14 protein-coding genes and 1 tRNA gene are annotated in these 14936 nt (G+C 39.7%); 6 read left to right on the top strand and 9 right to left on the bottom strand.

Going from position 1 to position 14936, the window contains the following annotated elements; translation table 11 throughout:
- Window positions 1-2: 2 nt before the first annotated feature.
- Window positions 3-1340 (top strand): M20 family metallopeptidase, encoded by a 1338-nt coding sequence (locus tag ACYSNO_RS03100; protein WP_461729594.1) that lies wholly within the window; start codon window positions 3-5, stop codon window positions 1338-1340.
- Window positions 1341-2074: 734 nt separating this feature from the next.
- On the opposite strand, the gene eno is transcribed toward ACYSNO_RS03100, so the two are convergent.
- The 6 genes from eno to rpoN form a co-directional block, all read right to left on the bottom strand.
- The gene (gene eno / locus ACYSNO_RS03105; RefSeq protein WP_461729595.1) at window positions 2075-3376 is read right to left on the bottom strand and encodes a phosphopyruvate hydratase; all 1302 of its coding nucleotides are present in this window, start codon (window positions 3374-3376) and stop codon (window positions 2075-2077) included.
- A gap of 101 nt (window positions 3377-3477) precedes the next feature.
- Complete coding sequence (gene tpiA / locus ACYSNO_RS03110) at window positions 3478-4233, bottom strand: triose-phosphate isomerase (protein ID WP_461729596.1); 756 nt, start codon at window positions 4231-4233, stop codon at window positions 3478-3480.
- Between the two features lie 19 nt (window positions 4234-4252).
- Complete coding sequence (locus ACYSNO_RS03115) at window positions 4253-5443, bottom strand: phosphoglycerate kinase (protein ID WP_461729597.1); 1191 nt, start codon at window positions 5441-5443, stop codon at window positions 4253-4255.
- A gap of 100 nt (window positions 5444-5543) precedes the next feature.
- Window positions 5544-6545, bottom strand: a complete 1002-nt coding sequence (gene gap, locus ACYSNO_RS03120) for a type I glyceraldehyde-3-phosphate dehydrogenase (protein WP_461729598.1) — start codon at window positions 6543-6545, stop codon at window positions 5544-5546.
- A gap of 40 nt (window positions 6546-6585) precedes the next feature.
- A complete protein-coding gene (locus ACYSNO_RS03125) occupies window positions 6586-7623 on the bottom strand; it encodes a sugar-binding transcriptional regulator (RefSeq protein ID WP_461729599.1) in 1038 nt (345 codons plus the stop codon).
- A 193-nt stretch (window positions 7624-7816) separates the two neighbouring features.
- Window positions 7817-9142, bottom strand: coding sequence for an RNA polymerase factor sigma-54 (gene rpoN, locus ACYSNO_RS03130; protein ID WP_461729600.1), 1326 nt, complete (start codon window positions 9140-9142; stop codon window positions 7817-7819).
- Between the two features lie 55 nt (window positions 9143-9197).
- Between rpoN and ACYSNO_RS03135 the strand changes: the two genes are divergently transcribed.
- Window positions 9198-9269: transfer RNA gene (locus tag ACYSNO_RS03135), tRNA-Arg, on the top strand.
- A gap of 194 nt (window positions 9270-9463) precedes the next feature.
- Here ACYSNO_RS03135 and rpoE read toward each other — a convergent pair.
- A complete protein-coding gene (gene rpoE / locus ACYSNO_RS03140) occupies window positions 9464-10078 on the bottom strand; it encodes a DNA-directed RNA polymerase subunit delta (protein ID WP_461729601.1) in 615 nt (204 codons plus the stop codon).
- An 83-nt stretch (window positions 10079-10161) separates the two neighbouring features.
- Window positions 10162-10602, bottom strand: coding sequence for a YwiB family protein (locus ACYSNO_RS03145; protein ID WP_461729602.1), 441 nt, complete (start codon window positions 10600-10602; stop codon window positions 10162-10164).
- Between the two features lie 108 nt (window positions 10603-10710).
- On the opposite strand from ACYSNO_RS03145, the gene ACYSNO_RS03150 reads away from it, so the two are divergent.
- Genes ACYSNO_RS03150 through yidA form a run of 3 tightly spaced genes read left to right on the top strand, consistent with a single transcriptional unit; the run spans window position 10711 to window position 13715 of the window.
- Window positions 10711-11553 (top strand): lipoate--protein ligase family protein, encoded by an 843-nt coding sequence (locus ACYSNO_RS03150; protein ID WP_461729603.1) that lies wholly within the window; start codon window positions 10711-10713, stop codon window positions 11551-11553.
- Window positions 11516-12877: an HD domain-containing protein gene (locus ACYSNO_RS03155; protein WP_461729604.1), complete on the top strand. Its 1362-nt coding sequence runs from the start codon at window positions 11516-11518 to the stop codon at window positions 12875-12877. Before ACYSNO_RS03150 ends, ACYSNO_RS03155 begins: the two co-directional genes overlap by 38 nt.
- A 22-nt stretch (window positions 12878-12899) precedes the next feature.
- The gene (gene yidA / locus ACYSNO_RS03160) at window positions 12900-13715 is read left to right on the top strand and encodes a sugar-phosphatase (RefSeq protein ID WP_461729605.1); all 816 of its coding nucleotides are present in this window, start codon (window positions 12900-12902) and stop codon (window positions 13713-13715) included.
- Window positions 13716-13895: 180 nt separating this feature from the next.
- On the opposite strand, the gene ACYSNO_RS03165 is transcribed toward yidA, so the two are convergent.
- Window positions 13896-14351 (bottom strand): NUDIX hydrolase, encoded by a 456-nt coding sequence (locus ACYSNO_RS03165; RefSeq protein WP_461729606.1) that lies wholly within the window; start codon window positions 14349-14351, stop codon window positions 13896-13898.
- 163 nt (window positions 14352-14514) lie between these two features.
- On the opposite strand from ACYSNO_RS03165, the gene gloA reads away from it, so the two are divergent.
- Window positions 14515-14889, top strand: a complete 375-nt coding sequence (gene gloA, locus ACYSNO_RS03170; RefSeq protein ID WP_461729607.1) for a lactoylglutathione lyase — start codon at window positions 14515-14517, stop codon at window positions 14887-14889.
- Window positions 14890-14936: the final 47 nt, after the last annotated feature.

Below are 14936 nucleotides of genomic sequence, written 5' to 3' on the forward strand. Positions count from 1 at the left end.
AAATGAACTCATTTATTACAGAAACACACAAAAAACAAGCAATTCAATCCCTCCAAAGAATCCTTCAAGTACCCTCTTATCTACAAGACGCCGTGGAAGGTGCCCCCTTTGGACAAGATATCTTAGACGCACTGAAAGAAACTTTGACTCTTTTTAACGAAGAAGGGTTTACCACTTTCATTGATCCAGATGGCTACTACGGATATGCAGAAATCGGTGAAGGCGAGGAAACGTTTGGAGTTCTTTGCCACTTAGACGTGGTCCCTGCCGGTGATTTGTCTTTATGGCACAGCCCCGCTTTTTCAGGTACCATAAAAGACGGCATCCTCTATGGTCGTGGCGTACAAGATGATAAAGGACCAACCATTGCGGCCCTTTACGCCGTGAAAGCCATTCAAGATGCTGGCTATCGATTCAATAAAAAAATTCGATTTATTTTTGGTACCGATGAAGAAAATTTGTGGCGCTGCATGGAACAGTATCATCAAAAAGAAGAAGGCGTCGATTTTGGAATTGCACCAGACGCCCAGTTCCCTGTCATTTATGCAGAAAAAGGCTTGCTACAAGTCTACTTAACAGGAAAAGGAAGCGATGAATTTACACTCCATGGCGGTACAGCTTTGAATGTAGTCTCAGATGCAGCAACTTATAAGGGCCCACATGCCAACGAGATCGCTAAAGAATTGACCAGACTTTCCTATGAATTCACACAAAATGAGCAAGAAATCATCGTCAAAGGAAAAGCCATTCATTCAAAAGATGCGCCTCGAGGTATCAACGCTAACACTCGATTAGCCGAAGCCATGACCCCTTACTTCGACCATGACGGTCTAAACTTCTTAGGCAAACTCGTGAAAGGTGACGCCAATGGTACAAGCGTCCTAGGAAAAATCGAAGACGAAGCTTCAGGTGTATTAACCTTTAATGTTGCTACTGTATCGATTGATACTCAAGAAACAAAGATTGGCATTGACTTACGTATCCCCGTGACGATTGATAAAGAAGAACTCGTCGCACAGCTCAAAGAAAAAGCGCAAGCATTCGGCCTTTCCTACGAAGAATTTGATTTCCTAGATTCCCTTTATGTTCCAGTCGATTCTGAACTAGTAACAACTTTATTAGGAGCGTATCGTGACATCACAGGTGACATGCGCCCTCCTCAAGTCTCAGGTGGTGCGACCTACGCACGAACAATGAAAAACTGTGTCGCTTTTGGTGCCATGTTCGAAGATACCAAAGATACCATGCATCAACCGAACGAAGCTTGGCCTTTATCTGAGATGGAAAAAACAATGACCATCTATGCGGAAGCCATTTATCGGTTATGTTGTAAATACTAAGAAAATGTCGTATCCCCTAAAAGTTAGGGTTTCAAGGAGTGGAGAAATCCACTCCTTTTTATGTAAAAATTGAAAAGAATCAAATAAATTTTTCCTGTTTTTCAGTCTTTTAAAGAGTCCTTCCTCATCCAAATCTCTGTACGCATTCACCCATAACTGTATTTATTTGCCTTTTTTCACCCTGCTTTTTGTTAGATCGGCAACGCACCTTCACTCTCAAGGTATTTCAGAACGAGGTCTTTTAGCAGTTTGACTTTCACATGAAATTAAACAACTCAGTTACTCCCATTCTGTGCCTATCTTCACTTTTCCTAAACTGTCTATCGAATACTTACTTGATGAACCTTTTATCCAATCAGGTATTTTATCATACACATTCTGTTGCTCTAATCATTGACAACTTACAGTTTTTAGCATGAATCGCAATCGTATCAAAACCATAACCCATATTTTCTTATTTTGAATAATACTTTTTTATATGCCTTATCCCTATTTTGATTCCCTTGTAAGCCTCTACTAAAGAAATATAACTCAATGTAATTGATTTCAATAAGTTCTCGAAAAAAAACACTCGCTAGTTTCTCAGAGAGTGAATCATCATTCTAAAATTTATTTGATTTTTAGATTGCAGAAAGCGTCTAAACTTTTATAGACTGCTAGATTACACCAATATCGGGCGCACAACAAAAAAACCACCCGCTAGTTTCCCAGAGAGTGGTTAATCATCCTAAAAATTATTTATTTTTTAAGTTATAGAAAGCGTCTAAACCTTTGTAGACTGCTACTTCACCTAATTGGTCTTCGATACGTAATAATTGGTTGTATTTAGCGATACGGTCAGTACGGCTTAATGAACCTGTTTTGATTTGACCAGCGTTCGTTGCAACAGCGATGTCAGCGATTGTTGAATCTTCTGTTTCACCAGAACGGTGAGAAACAACTGCAGTGTAGCCAGCTTCTTTCGCCATTTCGATTGCTTCAAAAGTTTCAGTTAAAGTACCGATTTGGTTTACTTTAATTAAGATTGAGTTTGCTGTATCTTCTGCGATTCCGCGAGATAAGATTTCAGTGTTTGTAACAAATAAATCGTCACCAACTAATTGAACTTTATCGCCTAAACGCTCAGTTAATAATTTCCAACCAGCCCAGTCATTTTGGTCCATACCGTCTTCGATTGAGATAATTGGGTATTTGTTAACTAATTCTTCTAAGTAGTCTACTTGTTCTGCTGCAGTACGTTTTGCACCTTTTTCGCCTTCAAATTTTGCGTAGTTGTAGATGCCATCTTCGTAGAATTCAGCTGCCGCACAGTCGAATCCTAAGTAAACGTCTTTACCTGGCTCTAAACCAGCTGCTTTGATTGCTTCTAAGATTGTTTCAACACCGTCTTCTGTTCCTTCAAAACGAGGAGCAAAGCCACCTTCGTCACCGACAGATGTTTCTAGACCGCGAGATTTAAGGATTTTAGCTAGGGCGTGGAATACTTCTGCTCCCCAACGTAAAGCTTCTTTAAATGTTGGTGCACCTGTTGGTAAAATCATGAACTCTTGGAAAGCAATTGGTGCGTCTGAGTGAGAACCACCGTTTACAATGTTCATCATTGGTGTTGGTAATACTTTTGTATTAAATCCGCCTAAGTAGTGGTATAACGGTACTTCTAGGTAGTCAGCAGCTGCACGAGCAACGGCAATCGAAACACCTAAAATTGCGTTTGCGCCTAATTTCCCTTTGTTTGGAGTTCCATCTAAAGCGATCATCGCTTTATCGATTGCCATTTGATCACGTACGTCGTAGCCGATGATTGCTTCTGCAATTGTGTTATTTACGTTATCAACCGCTTTGGCAACACCTTTACCTAAATAACGAGCAGCATCGCCATCACGTAATTCAACGGCTTCGTGTTCGCCAGTTGAAGCTCCTGATGGAACCATTCCGCGACCGAATGCACCTGATTCAGTATAAACTTCTACTTCGATTGTTGGGTTACCACGAGAGTCTAAGACTTCGCGTGCGTAAATATCAGTAATAATTGACATATTATGTCTCTCCTTTAATAATGTTTTATCTTAAGGGGATTTCCCTTGCGATTAGTTTTATTGTAATGAATTTTCTTCAATACTGCAAATGAAACTTGAAACTATTTAACAGCTTCTAATAATGCTAAGAATGAATCTGGCACTAAGCTTGCTCCACCCACTAATGCACCATCAACGTTTTCTTTTGCCATGTATTCAGCGATGTTATCAGGATTTACTGAACCACCGTATTGGATACGAACCGCTTCTGATACTTTGTTACCGTAGATTTTTTCTACCGTTTTACGTACCACGCCACAAATTTCGTCAGCGATGTTTGCATCTGCTGATTTACCTGTACCGATTGCCCAGATTGGTTCATAAGCAATCACTAAGTTTGAAACTTGTTCTTCCGTTAAGCCTTCTAAACCAGCTGTGATTTGTCCTTCAATCCATTCAGCTGTTTTACCAGCTTCGTAAGTTTCAAGCGTTTCACCACAACATAAAATTGGTGTCATGCCATTTGCAAAAATAGCTTTTGCTTTTTTGTTAATATCAGCATCTGTTTCGTGGAAGTACTCACGACGCTCAGAGTGACCAATAATCACATATTGTACACCTAAATCAGCAATTGCTGCTGGTGAGTTTTCACCAGTAAATGCACCAGTATTTTCCCAGTAAGCATTTTGAGCGGCAATTTTCACGTCTGATCCTTTTAATTCCTCTGCTAAAGAAGCTAGGAATAACGCTGGTGAGCCAATCACTGAATCAACCGCATCATTTGATGGGACTGCTCCTTTAACTGCTTTCGCAAAATCAACTGCTTCTGCTAATGTTTTATTCATTTTCCAGTTTCCTGCAATAATTGGTTTACGCATAGATTTTGACACTCCTTAATTATTTATCGTTGATTGCCGCTAGTCCTGGTAAAGTTTTACCTTCTAGCAACTCTAAGCTTGCACCGCCACCAGTTGAGATATGGGTGAATTTGTCAGCAAAGCCCAGTTGTTCTGCGGCTGCTGCAGAATCTCCTCCACCAATGATGGTTGTTGCATCTGTCAAGTTCGCAATCGCTTCACAAACGCCGATTGTCCCTTTTGCAAAGTTCGACATTTCGAACACGCCCATTGGACCGTTCCAAACAACTGTTTTTGCATCTTTTAAGATATCCGCAAATAATTTCACTGAATCTGGACCAATGTCTAAGCCCATTTGTCCAGCTGGAACATCGCCTGTATGGATTTCTGTCGGTGCGTCATTTGAAAATTCCGCACAAGTAACAGAATCCACTGGTAAAACAAGTTTGTCGCCAGCTTTTTCGATTAATTCTTTTGCTAATTCTACTTTATCAGCTTCAACTAAAGAATTTCCAATTTCCATTCCTTTTGCTTTGTAGAATGTATAAGTCATTCCACCGCCGATTAAAATTTTATCTGCTTTTGGAATTAAGTTTTCAATCACACCAATTTTATCTGAAACTTTTGCACCACCAAGAATCGCAACCATTGGACGTTTTGGTTCTGCAACAGCTTCACCAATAAATTTGATTTCTTTTTCCATTAAGAATCCAGCAACTGTTGGAATGCCAGTTGAAGCAATTCCAACGTTTGATGCATGGGCACGGTGAGCCGTTCCAAAGGCGTCATTCACAAATACGTCGCCTAAAGATGCCCAATATTTGCCTAAATCCGCATCATTTTTACTTTCTTTTTTACCATCGATGTCTTCAAAACGAGTGTTTTCAAAAACTACGACATCACCATCAGTCATGTTTGCAATCGCAGTTTCTAACGCTTCACCACGTGTTTCAGGTACAAAAGTAACTTCTTTTTCTAATAATTCACCTAAACGTTTTGCAACAGGTGCTAATGATTTACCTGCTTTATCTTCTTCAGCCTTCACGCGACCTAAGTGAGAAAATAAAATTGCTTTGCCGCCATTTTCTAACACATAGTTGATTGTTGGTAACGCTGCTTTAATACGAGTATCGTCTGTAATGACACCTTCTTTTAAAGGAACGTTAAAATCTACACGTACTAGGACTTTTTTATCTTTTAAATCGATATCTTTCACTGTTTTCTTTGCCATGAATGATAGCCTCCTAGGAAATTGTCTGTCTCATAAAAAAAGCGGGGAAGCGCGCGCCTCCCCGCTTATTAGTATGTTTTATGCGATTCAGTTGAGAATCTTATAAGTTAGCGAAGTATTCTAAAGTACGAACTAATTGAGCTGTATAAGACATTTCGTTATCGTACCAAGAAACAGTTTTAACTAATTGTTTGTCGCCGACAGTCATTACACGCGTTTGAGTTGCGTCAAATAATGAGCCGTAAGTGATACCAACGATATCAGAAGAAACAATTTCATCTTCCGTATAACCGTAAGACTCATCTGCTGCTGCTTTCATTGCTGCGTTGATTTCGTCAGCTGTAACTGTTTTATCTAAAACTGTTACTAATTCTGTTAATGAACCAGTTGGAACTGGAACACGTTGAGCTGCACCATCTAATTTACCATTTAACTCAGGAATAACTAAACCGATTGCTTTTGCTGCTCCTGTTGAGTTTGGTACGATGTTTGCTGCTGCTGCACGCGCACGACGGAAGTCACCTTTTGGATGAGGACCATCTAATGTCATTTGGTCACCTGTGTAAGCGTGGATTGTTGTCATTAATCCTTCAACCACACCAAATTGATCATTTAAAACTTTAGCCATTGGTGCTAAACAGTTTGTCGTACATGATGCACCTGAAATAACTGTTTCTTTACCAGTTAAGATGTCATGGTTAACGTTGTAAACGATTGTTGGAACGTCGTCTCCACCTGGAGCAGAAATTACAACACGTTTTGCACCTGCTGTTAAGTGTTTTTCAGCTGCAGTTTTAGAAGTGAAGAATCCAGTACACTCTAAAACGATATCTACGCCTAATTCACCCCATGGTAATTCTTCAGGGTTACGGTTTGCTAAAACCTTAACCTCTTTACCATTTACATTGAATGAACCTTCGTGAACTTCAACTGTTCCATCGAAACGTCCTTGAGTTGTATCATATTTTAATAAATGAGCCAACATATTTGCGTCTGTCAAGTCGTTAATTGCAACAACCTCAATACCTGCTACATCTTGGATACGACGGAAAGCTAAGCGTCCGATACGTCCAAATCCGTTAATACCTACTTTAATTGTCATTTAAGATTTCCTCCTTATGAAAATCATAAAAATTTTATTTTTAAAGGGATACCCCTTTTAAAATCTCATTTGCAGCAGCTTCATCTGTGATGAGCCACGTTTGTTTTGGTGCATTTTTCATATAGGCATGAATCGCCTTGGCTTTGCTACGCCCACCCGCAATGGCAAAAATATAAGGGATGTTGGAAATATCCTTTAATTGAAGCCCAATGCGTGGAATACGATACACAATTTCGCCTGTTTCGTCAAAGAAATAGCCAAAAGACTCTGCGACGGCATTTTTTTGCTTAAGCATCAGCAATTCCTCTTCCGTCATTTTTCGTCTGGCTGCCATATGAATGGCCCTTCCAATACTATGAATAACACAATTTGCGCCACTTATCAAGTTCAAAACTTCTAAAATCGAAGGTTCTTGTAAAAGCGAATCGTAGGTCGCCGAACTTAACTGTTCTGGTACAAATAATGAACGGTAACTTCCATGAGTTTTCATTGCCATAGCTGCACTCACCGAATTGGCCTGTACATTTACTGCTTCACCAATGCCACCTCTCGCTGGTACAAATAAATTTTGTCGATTCACAGTTTCTAAAACAGAAAGACTTTCTGCGACGCGTGCCATTGTTGTTCCGCCCATCACGGCAATCGTGTTCTCACCAAGAGGCAATTGCTTATTCAGCGCATCCGATAACAAATGCCCGAACTCTTCAATAACTTTTTCTTGTTGATCACTATTACCTGGTGTAATCAAGCAACGACTGATACCAAAGTAACTCGCTAATCGGCGTTCTAGTTGATCCATCCCAAACAATTGATCCATTAGATGTCCCAACTGGTGGTAAATCTCTTCTCCTCTGACCGTTAGTTTCATACCGCTCTTTGAAGTATCCAGGAGTTCTAACTTTCTTAACAAATCGGTTTCTGTTCTGAGCACCCGTTCAGTTACGTCCAAGGTATCTGCTAAAACTCTTCTTCCTACTGGTTGCATCCAGTAAATATTTTGTAAAATTTGATACCGTTCTTGAATGGTCATTAATAGATCTGGAGCAATGGCTTCCATTACTCTTAAATCTTCAAGCATCTGCAACCCCTCCGTTGGACAGTTTTAGTCCCATATAGACTTAACATGACCCAGATAGAGCAAAAAAAAGATTCATAAGTTTTTTTGTTATCCCTCACAAGACCAATACTACCACAACCCTCTCTTTCACGCAACTGATATTCACGATAAAAAGAAAACGGTCAAAAGGACCTTTTTCGTCCCTCCAACCATTTTAATCATATCTTTTTCGTTTGGTCGAACCCGGTATCCCTAGTTGTTCTCGATACTTTGCCACCGTTCGACGGGAAATTTTGAATCCCTTTTCACCAAGTAAGTCAACAATTTTTTGATCTGATAATGGTTTTTGCTTGTTTTCTTCTTGAATCATTCGTTGAATCCAGTTTTTGACTTCATCTGTTGAACTTTCTTCTCCATCTTTTGAAACAATTTTGGAGCGAAAGAAATGCTTTAATTCAAAAACACCAAAATCAGTCGCAAGATACTTGCCATTTACTGCCCGGCTAATCGTCGACTCATGTAAGTCTAAGCTTTGAGCAACTTCCTTCAAAATTAATGGCTTCAGTGGCCGCCTTCCATCTAAAAAGAAATCCTCTTGATGCGTTAAAATAAATTGACCCACACGATAAATTGTATTCCCTCGTTGTTCAATCATTTTTTTCAACATTTCAAAATTTTGTTGTTTTTCTTTTAAATATTGCGTCACTTCTTCGTCGCCACTTTGCGCCATTTGATTAAAATAATGTGTTTGAAACTTTATCTCTGGCATGCTTCGTTTGTTTGACACCAGTAAGAGCTTGCCTGCCACTTCTTTTACAGTCAAGTCAGGGACAATATATAAATCACGGGTATCTGAAAAAATGGCTCCCGGAGTCGGCGACAAATGTTGAATATAGTCAAATACTTTTTGAATTTCTTGTAAAGAAACACCGATTCGCTTACTGATATCCTCCCACTTTCGATCGACCAACGCATCAAAAGACTCTTCTAAAATTAGATAGGCGAGCGCTGGCGCATGATTATCTCTTTCCGTTTGCAACATCAAAGATTCTTGCAAATTCCTCGCACCAACTCCCGCTGGATCTAATTGCTGAATCAGTGTCAAGGCATCGAGCATCTGAATCAAACTGCCACCCGTTTGCTCAGCAGCTTCCTCTAAAGAAATCGTTAAAAAGCCATTTAAATCAATATATTCGACGAGATATAAGACTAATGTGCGCAGATAAGTCGCTCGATAATTCAAATGAATTTGTTCGATTAATGACTCAAAAAGCGATTGACTCGTATCTGGAATCTGAGTCAAATAGTCTGATTCTTCTCCTTGGTAGTTTTGGGTTCGTTCGTTAGGCGCTAGGTCGTGAACTTCAACGAGTTCAATTAAGGGATTTTCTAGTGCCTCATTTTCAATATAGATGCGCAGTTCCTCGGTAGAATATTGTAGAATTTGAATCGACTGTTGCAACTGTTGCGTTAAAACAAACTTTTGTACCTGCTTTTGCGTTTGTTCTTGTCGTTGTGAAAAACCTTGTTGAAATTTCATTTAAATTCCCCTTGTAATTTTTCTAAATGTTTGCTAATCTATTAAGAGTGTTCCTGCGCCCTTAGTGTAGTGGATATCATACAAGATTCCGGTTCTTGTGACGGGGGTTCGACTCCCTCAGGGCGCATTTCGTTTTATCTATTTCAGTATACTTCACTTTGTCTGCTTTGACAAAGTGAAGTTTTTTCTTTTTGTAACGCTCTTTTAACAAGCCCTTATTAAAGTTCGACTTATTCGATAAACGAATAGCCACTAGCGAAGGAACAACAAAAAAGGACAATAGCTCCTGCCATCGTCCTTTTTTCTTTTCTTCTTTTTAGTTTAGTCACCAAACTCTTCGTCGTCTTCCTCATCATCCACTTCTAAATCGTCTTCGTCAATGATCGTCAACTCGTCTTCAAGTCCACCACTGATTTCATCTTCGTCTGCATCTTTATCTGCACCGATTTCTTGTAAATCAGAGTTGTATGCTTTGATTTCTACATCTTCTTCATCATCTTCATCTTCAAACACTTCATCGTCATCATCTGACAAGTCTGCATCTTCTGGATCATCATCGTTATAGTCGATTGCATCATCATCACCTGTGATAAATGCATTCACTTTTTTACGTTTTTTACGACGTGGTTTGTCTTCATCGTCTTCGTCTTCTAAGCCATGGTTGATTTCCTCATCAATTGAATCAATCGCGTACCATGAACGTAAGCCCCAACGATTGTCTCCTAATGAGATAAAGCTACCATTAATATTCAGATCTGTATAAAATTGTGCTAAAGAATCACGAATTTCACTATCCGATTTTCCTAGATAATTTTGAATCTGATTCACCAAGTCTGAAAAATCCATGACATCCGCCTTTTGCTCCAAAATTGCATGAGCTACTTCAATCATCGATAGTTCATCTTTATTTACACCTTCAAATACATTAATTTCCACTCGGGACACGTCCTTTCACAGTCTACTCCTAATCATACAAAAATGTTTTAGAAAAAGCAATTTATTCTTGCATTTTATTTACACTATTCGCTAGAAAATTTTAAGTAAAGTTCATAATCTCCAATTTTCTCATTCCCCATTAATAAATCATAGTCAACACGGATGCTTCCTGCAATCGGGGAGTCCTTCAAACTTACATGTAAATGTTTGGTATAGACATGGAATAACATCTTGCCATAAGGCGTTGGATACATTGTTTCGGTGATTTCTTCATAACGAAATTGAAAGCGCAAGCGTTGTTCGGTTGCTCTTGTTAACTGAACGCTCTCATCGGGGGCAATTTTTATTGTGACTGGTACTTCAGGCACTCCGTCTTCTTGCGGTTCTTGATAACGGATATATAAATTGTTTCCCACACGAACGACTTGACCAACTAGCTCAAAGAGAAACTCTTCGACCGTTTCTTGTTGCTTAATTTTTGTTTTTAAATAAATATTGACCTTCATGCCTTTTTTTAAATCCATGGTGAACTCCTTTATTTCTATTTTCCTTTTCATTTCAACAGATTTTCTAGTCTCTTTCGTATATAATAAGACTCAAGAATAAAAATCATGTAAAAAAGAGGGTTTATCATGCAACGACTTATTTTCAATCAAATGACACCTAGCAAAGAAATGACAGCTCTTCCCTTTGCTTTGACCGATATCTTTACGGAATATGTTCATTCAAATCATATAGAAATTATTCACTTTTGGCAATTAGAAAAGACTTTTATTTTAGGTATGAAAGATACTCGAACCCCTTTTTTCAAAAAGGGTGTCCAAGAGATTTTAAACACCCCTTACTTTCCGATCGTGCGAAATTCCGGTGGCTTAGGGGTCATCGCGGATGCAGGCATTCTCAATATTACTTATCTCTTTCCAAAAACGAGTCAAACCGCCTCAACAGATCAAGCCTATGAAAAAATGTTTCAGTTGACGCAAGACGCGTTTCCCGAACTAACGATTGACGCTTATGAGATTGTCGATTCCTACTGTCCTGGAACGTATGATTTAAGTGTTAACGGGCAAAAAATCGCCGGGATTGCTCAACGACGAATCAAAGAAGGCATCGCCGTGATGATGTACCTTAGTGTGAACGGGGACCAAGCGGCTCGTGGGCAACTGGTTCGTCACTTTTATGACCAAAGTCTGGATGCAACAAAAAAAGAGGCAGGGTATCCTACCGTCAATCCAGCTAGCATGGTGACGCTTGAAACACTCCTAGGGCAACCTTTATCCATCCATGCAGTGAAACAGCGCTTTGAACAGCTGTTTGAACCAACCCATACAAGCACAAGCCCTGTTGCCTGGGTCAAAAGTCAACAACTCGTTGAAAAACTCGAACAAAAAGCAGCGGGGATGCAAAAACGCAATCAAGTCATTCAGGAGGTGCAAAATGAATTTACCTTACAAACAACAAATTTTACCGATTGAAAAAGTCTTTCGCGACCCCGTTCATCAATATATTCACGTCCAACACCAGGTCATCCTCGATTTGATTGATTCAAAAGAATTTCAACGCTTGCGTCGAATCAAGCAACTTGGAACCGCCTCACTCACTTTTCATGGCGCGGAACACAGTCGTTTTTCTCATTCTTTAGGTGTGTATGAAATCACTCGCCGTATCTGTGACATTTTCCAACGCAATTATTCGATTGAACGAATGGGAGCAGGAGGCTGGGATGACAACGAACGTTTAGTGACTTTATGTGCGGCCCTCCTACACGATGTCGGGCATGGCCCGTATTCACATACCTTCGAACATATTTTTCACACGAACCATGAAGAATTTACCGTTGCCATTCTTTGTTCCCCAACAACAGAGATTTACCAAATTTTAAATCAAGTCGAAGCCGGTTTCCCCGAAAAAGTAGCTAGCGTCATTCAAAAAACGTATCCGAACCCACAAGTGATTCAAATGATTTCCAGTCAAATTGATGCCGACCGAATGGATTATCTGTTGCGCGATGCTTATTTCACAGGCACCGAGTATGGGACGTTTGATTTGACTCGGATCCTACAAGTCATTCGCCCTTACCAAGGCGGGATTACTTTTGCCATGAATGGGATGCACGCCGTGGAAGATTATATCGTGAGTCGTTATCAAATGTATGTTCAAGTCTATTTCCACCCGACCTCACGGAGCATGGAGGTGCTTTTGGAGCACTTATTAAAACGAGCGCGAGAATACTATGTCCTTGATAAAAAGACTTTCAAAAATCATTCCCCTCTGCTCATTCCGTTTTTAGAAGAAAACTTTACACTGGAAGATTATTTACGCTTGGATGACGGGGTTTTAAATACCTATTTTAATCATTGGCTCGATGAACCGGATATTTTATTGAAAGATTTAGCGTATCGTTTTTTAACACGAAAACCGCTTAAATCTTGTCGTTTTGACAAACAAACACCGCAAAAGCTCTTACATCAAATGGAACAACTGGTTGAAAAAGTAGGCTATAATCCACTTTATTACACAGCGGTTCACTCTAGTTTTGATTTGCCCTATGATTTTTATCGTCCGGAGTCAAACAAACACCGAACACAAATTGAATTGCAAGAAAATGATGGGACGCTCGTCGAACTTTCGCAAGTGAGCCAACTAGTAGAAGCCTTGGCTGGTCAAGGTCAAGGCGATCAACGCTTCTATTTTCCAAAAGAGATGGTTGATTTCTCTTTGCAAGACAACTATGATTTGTTTGGAGAGACTTACCAACAGTTTAAAGCCCATATTCATAACGGAGCTTTAATTGAATAATTATATTGGAGGAAACAAAAACATGTCGATTAAATTAATTGCCATTGATATTGATGGTACCTTATTAAATAGTCATCACCATTTGACGGATGAAGTCAAATCCGCTTTAAAACAAGCAGAAGAAAAAGGAGTGAAGATTGTCCTTTGTACTGGACGTCCGCTAACTGGAGTCCAAGATTTAATTACGGAATTGGAATTGTTTAGTGACAATGATTACGTTGTGACTTACAATGGCTCCCTCATCCAAAAACCGAAAACAAAAGAAATCGTTTCAAAATTTGAGTTGACTTACGAGGATTATTTAGCCATTGACACTCTGGCTCGCCAATTAAACATCCATCTTCATACAGAAACAGAAGACACCATGTTCACTTCCAATCGTGACATTAGTCGTTATACCGTTCTAGAATCCTATCTAGTCGATATGCCATTAAAATATCGGACACAAGAAGAAATGACAGAAGAACTCAATATCTTAAAAATGATGATGGTAGGAGACCCTACGGAACTGGATGCGGCTATTGAAAAAATCCCCGCCGAGTTTTATGAAAAATATACCATTGTTAAAAGTACGCCTTACTTCTTAGAGTTTTTAAATAAAAAAGTCGACAAAGGGGCGGCTGTCAAACGCTTAGCCGAACACTTAGGTCTGGACGCCAGCCAAGTGATGGCCTTAGGTGACAACGAAAATGATTTGCCAATGATTGAATATGCAGGGCTTGGAATTGCGATGGAAAATGCCACTGACAATATTAAAAAGGCAGCCAGCTTCGTTACCACCTCTAACGATGAGCATGGTGTCGCAATCGCAATTCAAAAATTTGTGCTAGATGCTTAAGCGAATTCTGAGTAAGCGACATTCATCTAGCCTGTCTAGGTCATTTCCATCTGGACAAACGTTTTTAAAAGAGTGACTTGACGGAAAGACTTGCAAATCTTTATAAAAAAAGCACCGAACAGGTTTGAGGGAGCCTTTGTCCCAGTAAGCCCGTTCGGTGCCTTTTCTTTTATCTTGTAATCAACGACAAGGAGGATGCTTTTGAAGCCACTGCTCGACTGCCCAACGATGACTCCCTCTTTTTAGGAGTTTCTTTGCTTCTATTGGTGTCACCCAAACCAATTGATTGGTCGTTTCTGTCGGAGCTGCAACGCTTTTCCAGTCGGTTACTTCATAGAAATAACCGGGGTGATAATAGTGTGTCTTTCGATGACGTGAATAAAAATATTCGACTGCCTCCCCAAAGTAACTGCCAATCGTTACTTCAAACCCTAGTTCCTCTAACATTTCACGGTGGATGGCTTCGAGATGCGTTTCACCCGCTTCAATTCCTCCACCGGGCAAGAAATAGGCGCCATTTGGTGCTTGCACAAGAATCATTTTTTTATGATCTTTTTGAGGGACGACGACGTATGCCCCATATCTTCCTTTGTACTGACAATTTGGTTGTTTTTCTCCAAAAATCGGCAAATCCATACGTTTTCCTCCTCAAGCCCTTTCTTTTATTCTAACGAAATGCTAATCATTAAACAAGAGAAATCTCACTGTTTTCTCACCTCTTTTTTTTAGGCAAATTCCTTACAGTAATAATAGGCTTATGTTATGATTAAGTTATTAAATGTGAAAGGATGATTCATCGATGAAAATGGCTCACACTTGTGTCCGTGTCAAAGATTTAGAAGCATCAATTGAATTTTATCAAACCGCATTTGGTTTTGAAGAAAGTCGTCGTCGTGACTTTCCAGATGCAAAATTTACTTTAGTTTACTTAACGTTACCTGGAGACGGCTATGAATTAGAACTAACCTATAACTACGACCACCCCGGTTACGACTTAGGAAATGGCTATGGCCATATCGCTATCTCAACAGATGATGTGGCGGCACTCCACGCTAAACATCAAGCAGCAGGCTTTAACGTGACTGACTTAAAAGGTCTTCCTGGCGTTCCTCCTTCATACTACTTTATTATCGATCCAGACGGTTACAAGGTCGAAGTGATTCGTGCACGTTAAAAACAAAGACAAAAAGGGATTGACCGACCGTGGCATCCCTTTTTTAT

The sequence above is a fragment of the Enterococcus sp. LJL98 genome, assembly GCF_054871745.1.

Coding starts and splice junctions, on each gene's coding strand:
- ACYSNO_RS03150 (WP_461729603.1), top strand. CDS start 10,711: ATGCAACGACTTATTTTCAATCAAATGACACCTAGCAAAGAAATGACA.
- ACYSNO_RS03155 (WP_461729604.1), top strand. CDS start 11,516: ATGAATTTACCTTACAAACAACAAATTTTACCGATTGAAAAAGTCTTT.
- ACYSNO_RS03125 (WP_461729599.1), bottom strand. CDS start 7,623: ATGCTTGAAGATTTAAGAGTAATGGAAGCCATTGCTCCAGATCTATTA.
- ACYSNO_RS03100 (WP_461729594.1), top strand. CDS start 3: ATGAACTCATTTATTACAGAAACACACAAAAAACAAGCAATTCAATCC.
- yidA (WP_461729605.1), top strand. CDS start 12,900: ATGTCGATTAAATTAATTGCCATTGATATTGATGGTACCTTATTAAAT.
- ACYSNO_RS03165 (WP_461729606.1), bottom strand. CDS start 14,351: ATGGATTTGCCGATTTTTGGAGAAAAACAACCAAATTGTCAGTACAAA.
- eno (WP_461729595.1), bottom strand. CDS start 3,376: ATGTCAATTATTACTGATATTTACGCACGCGAAGTCTTAGACTCTCGT.
- rpoN (WP_461729600.1), bottom strand. CDS start 9,142: ATGAAATTTCAACAAGGTTTTTCACAACGACAAGAACAAACGCAAAAG.
- tpiA (WP_461729596.1), bottom strand. CDS start 4,233: ATGCGTAAACCAATTATTGCAGGAAACTGGAAAATGAATAAAACATTA.
- gap (WP_461729598.1), bottom strand. CDS start 6,545: ATGACAATTAAAGTAGGTATTAACGGATTTGGACGTATCGGACGCTTA.
- ACYSNO_RS03115 (WP_461729597.1), bottom strand. CDS start 5,443: ATGGCAAAGAAAACAGTGAAAGATATCGATTTAAAAGATAAAAAAGTC.
- ACYSNO_RS03145 (WP_461729602.1), bottom strand. CDS start 10,602: ATGGATTTAAAAAAAGGCATGAAGGTCAATATTTATTTAAAAACAAAA.
- gloA (WP_461729607.1), top strand. CDS start 14,515: ATGAAAATGGCTCACACTTGTGTCCGTGTCAAAGATTTAGAAGCATCA.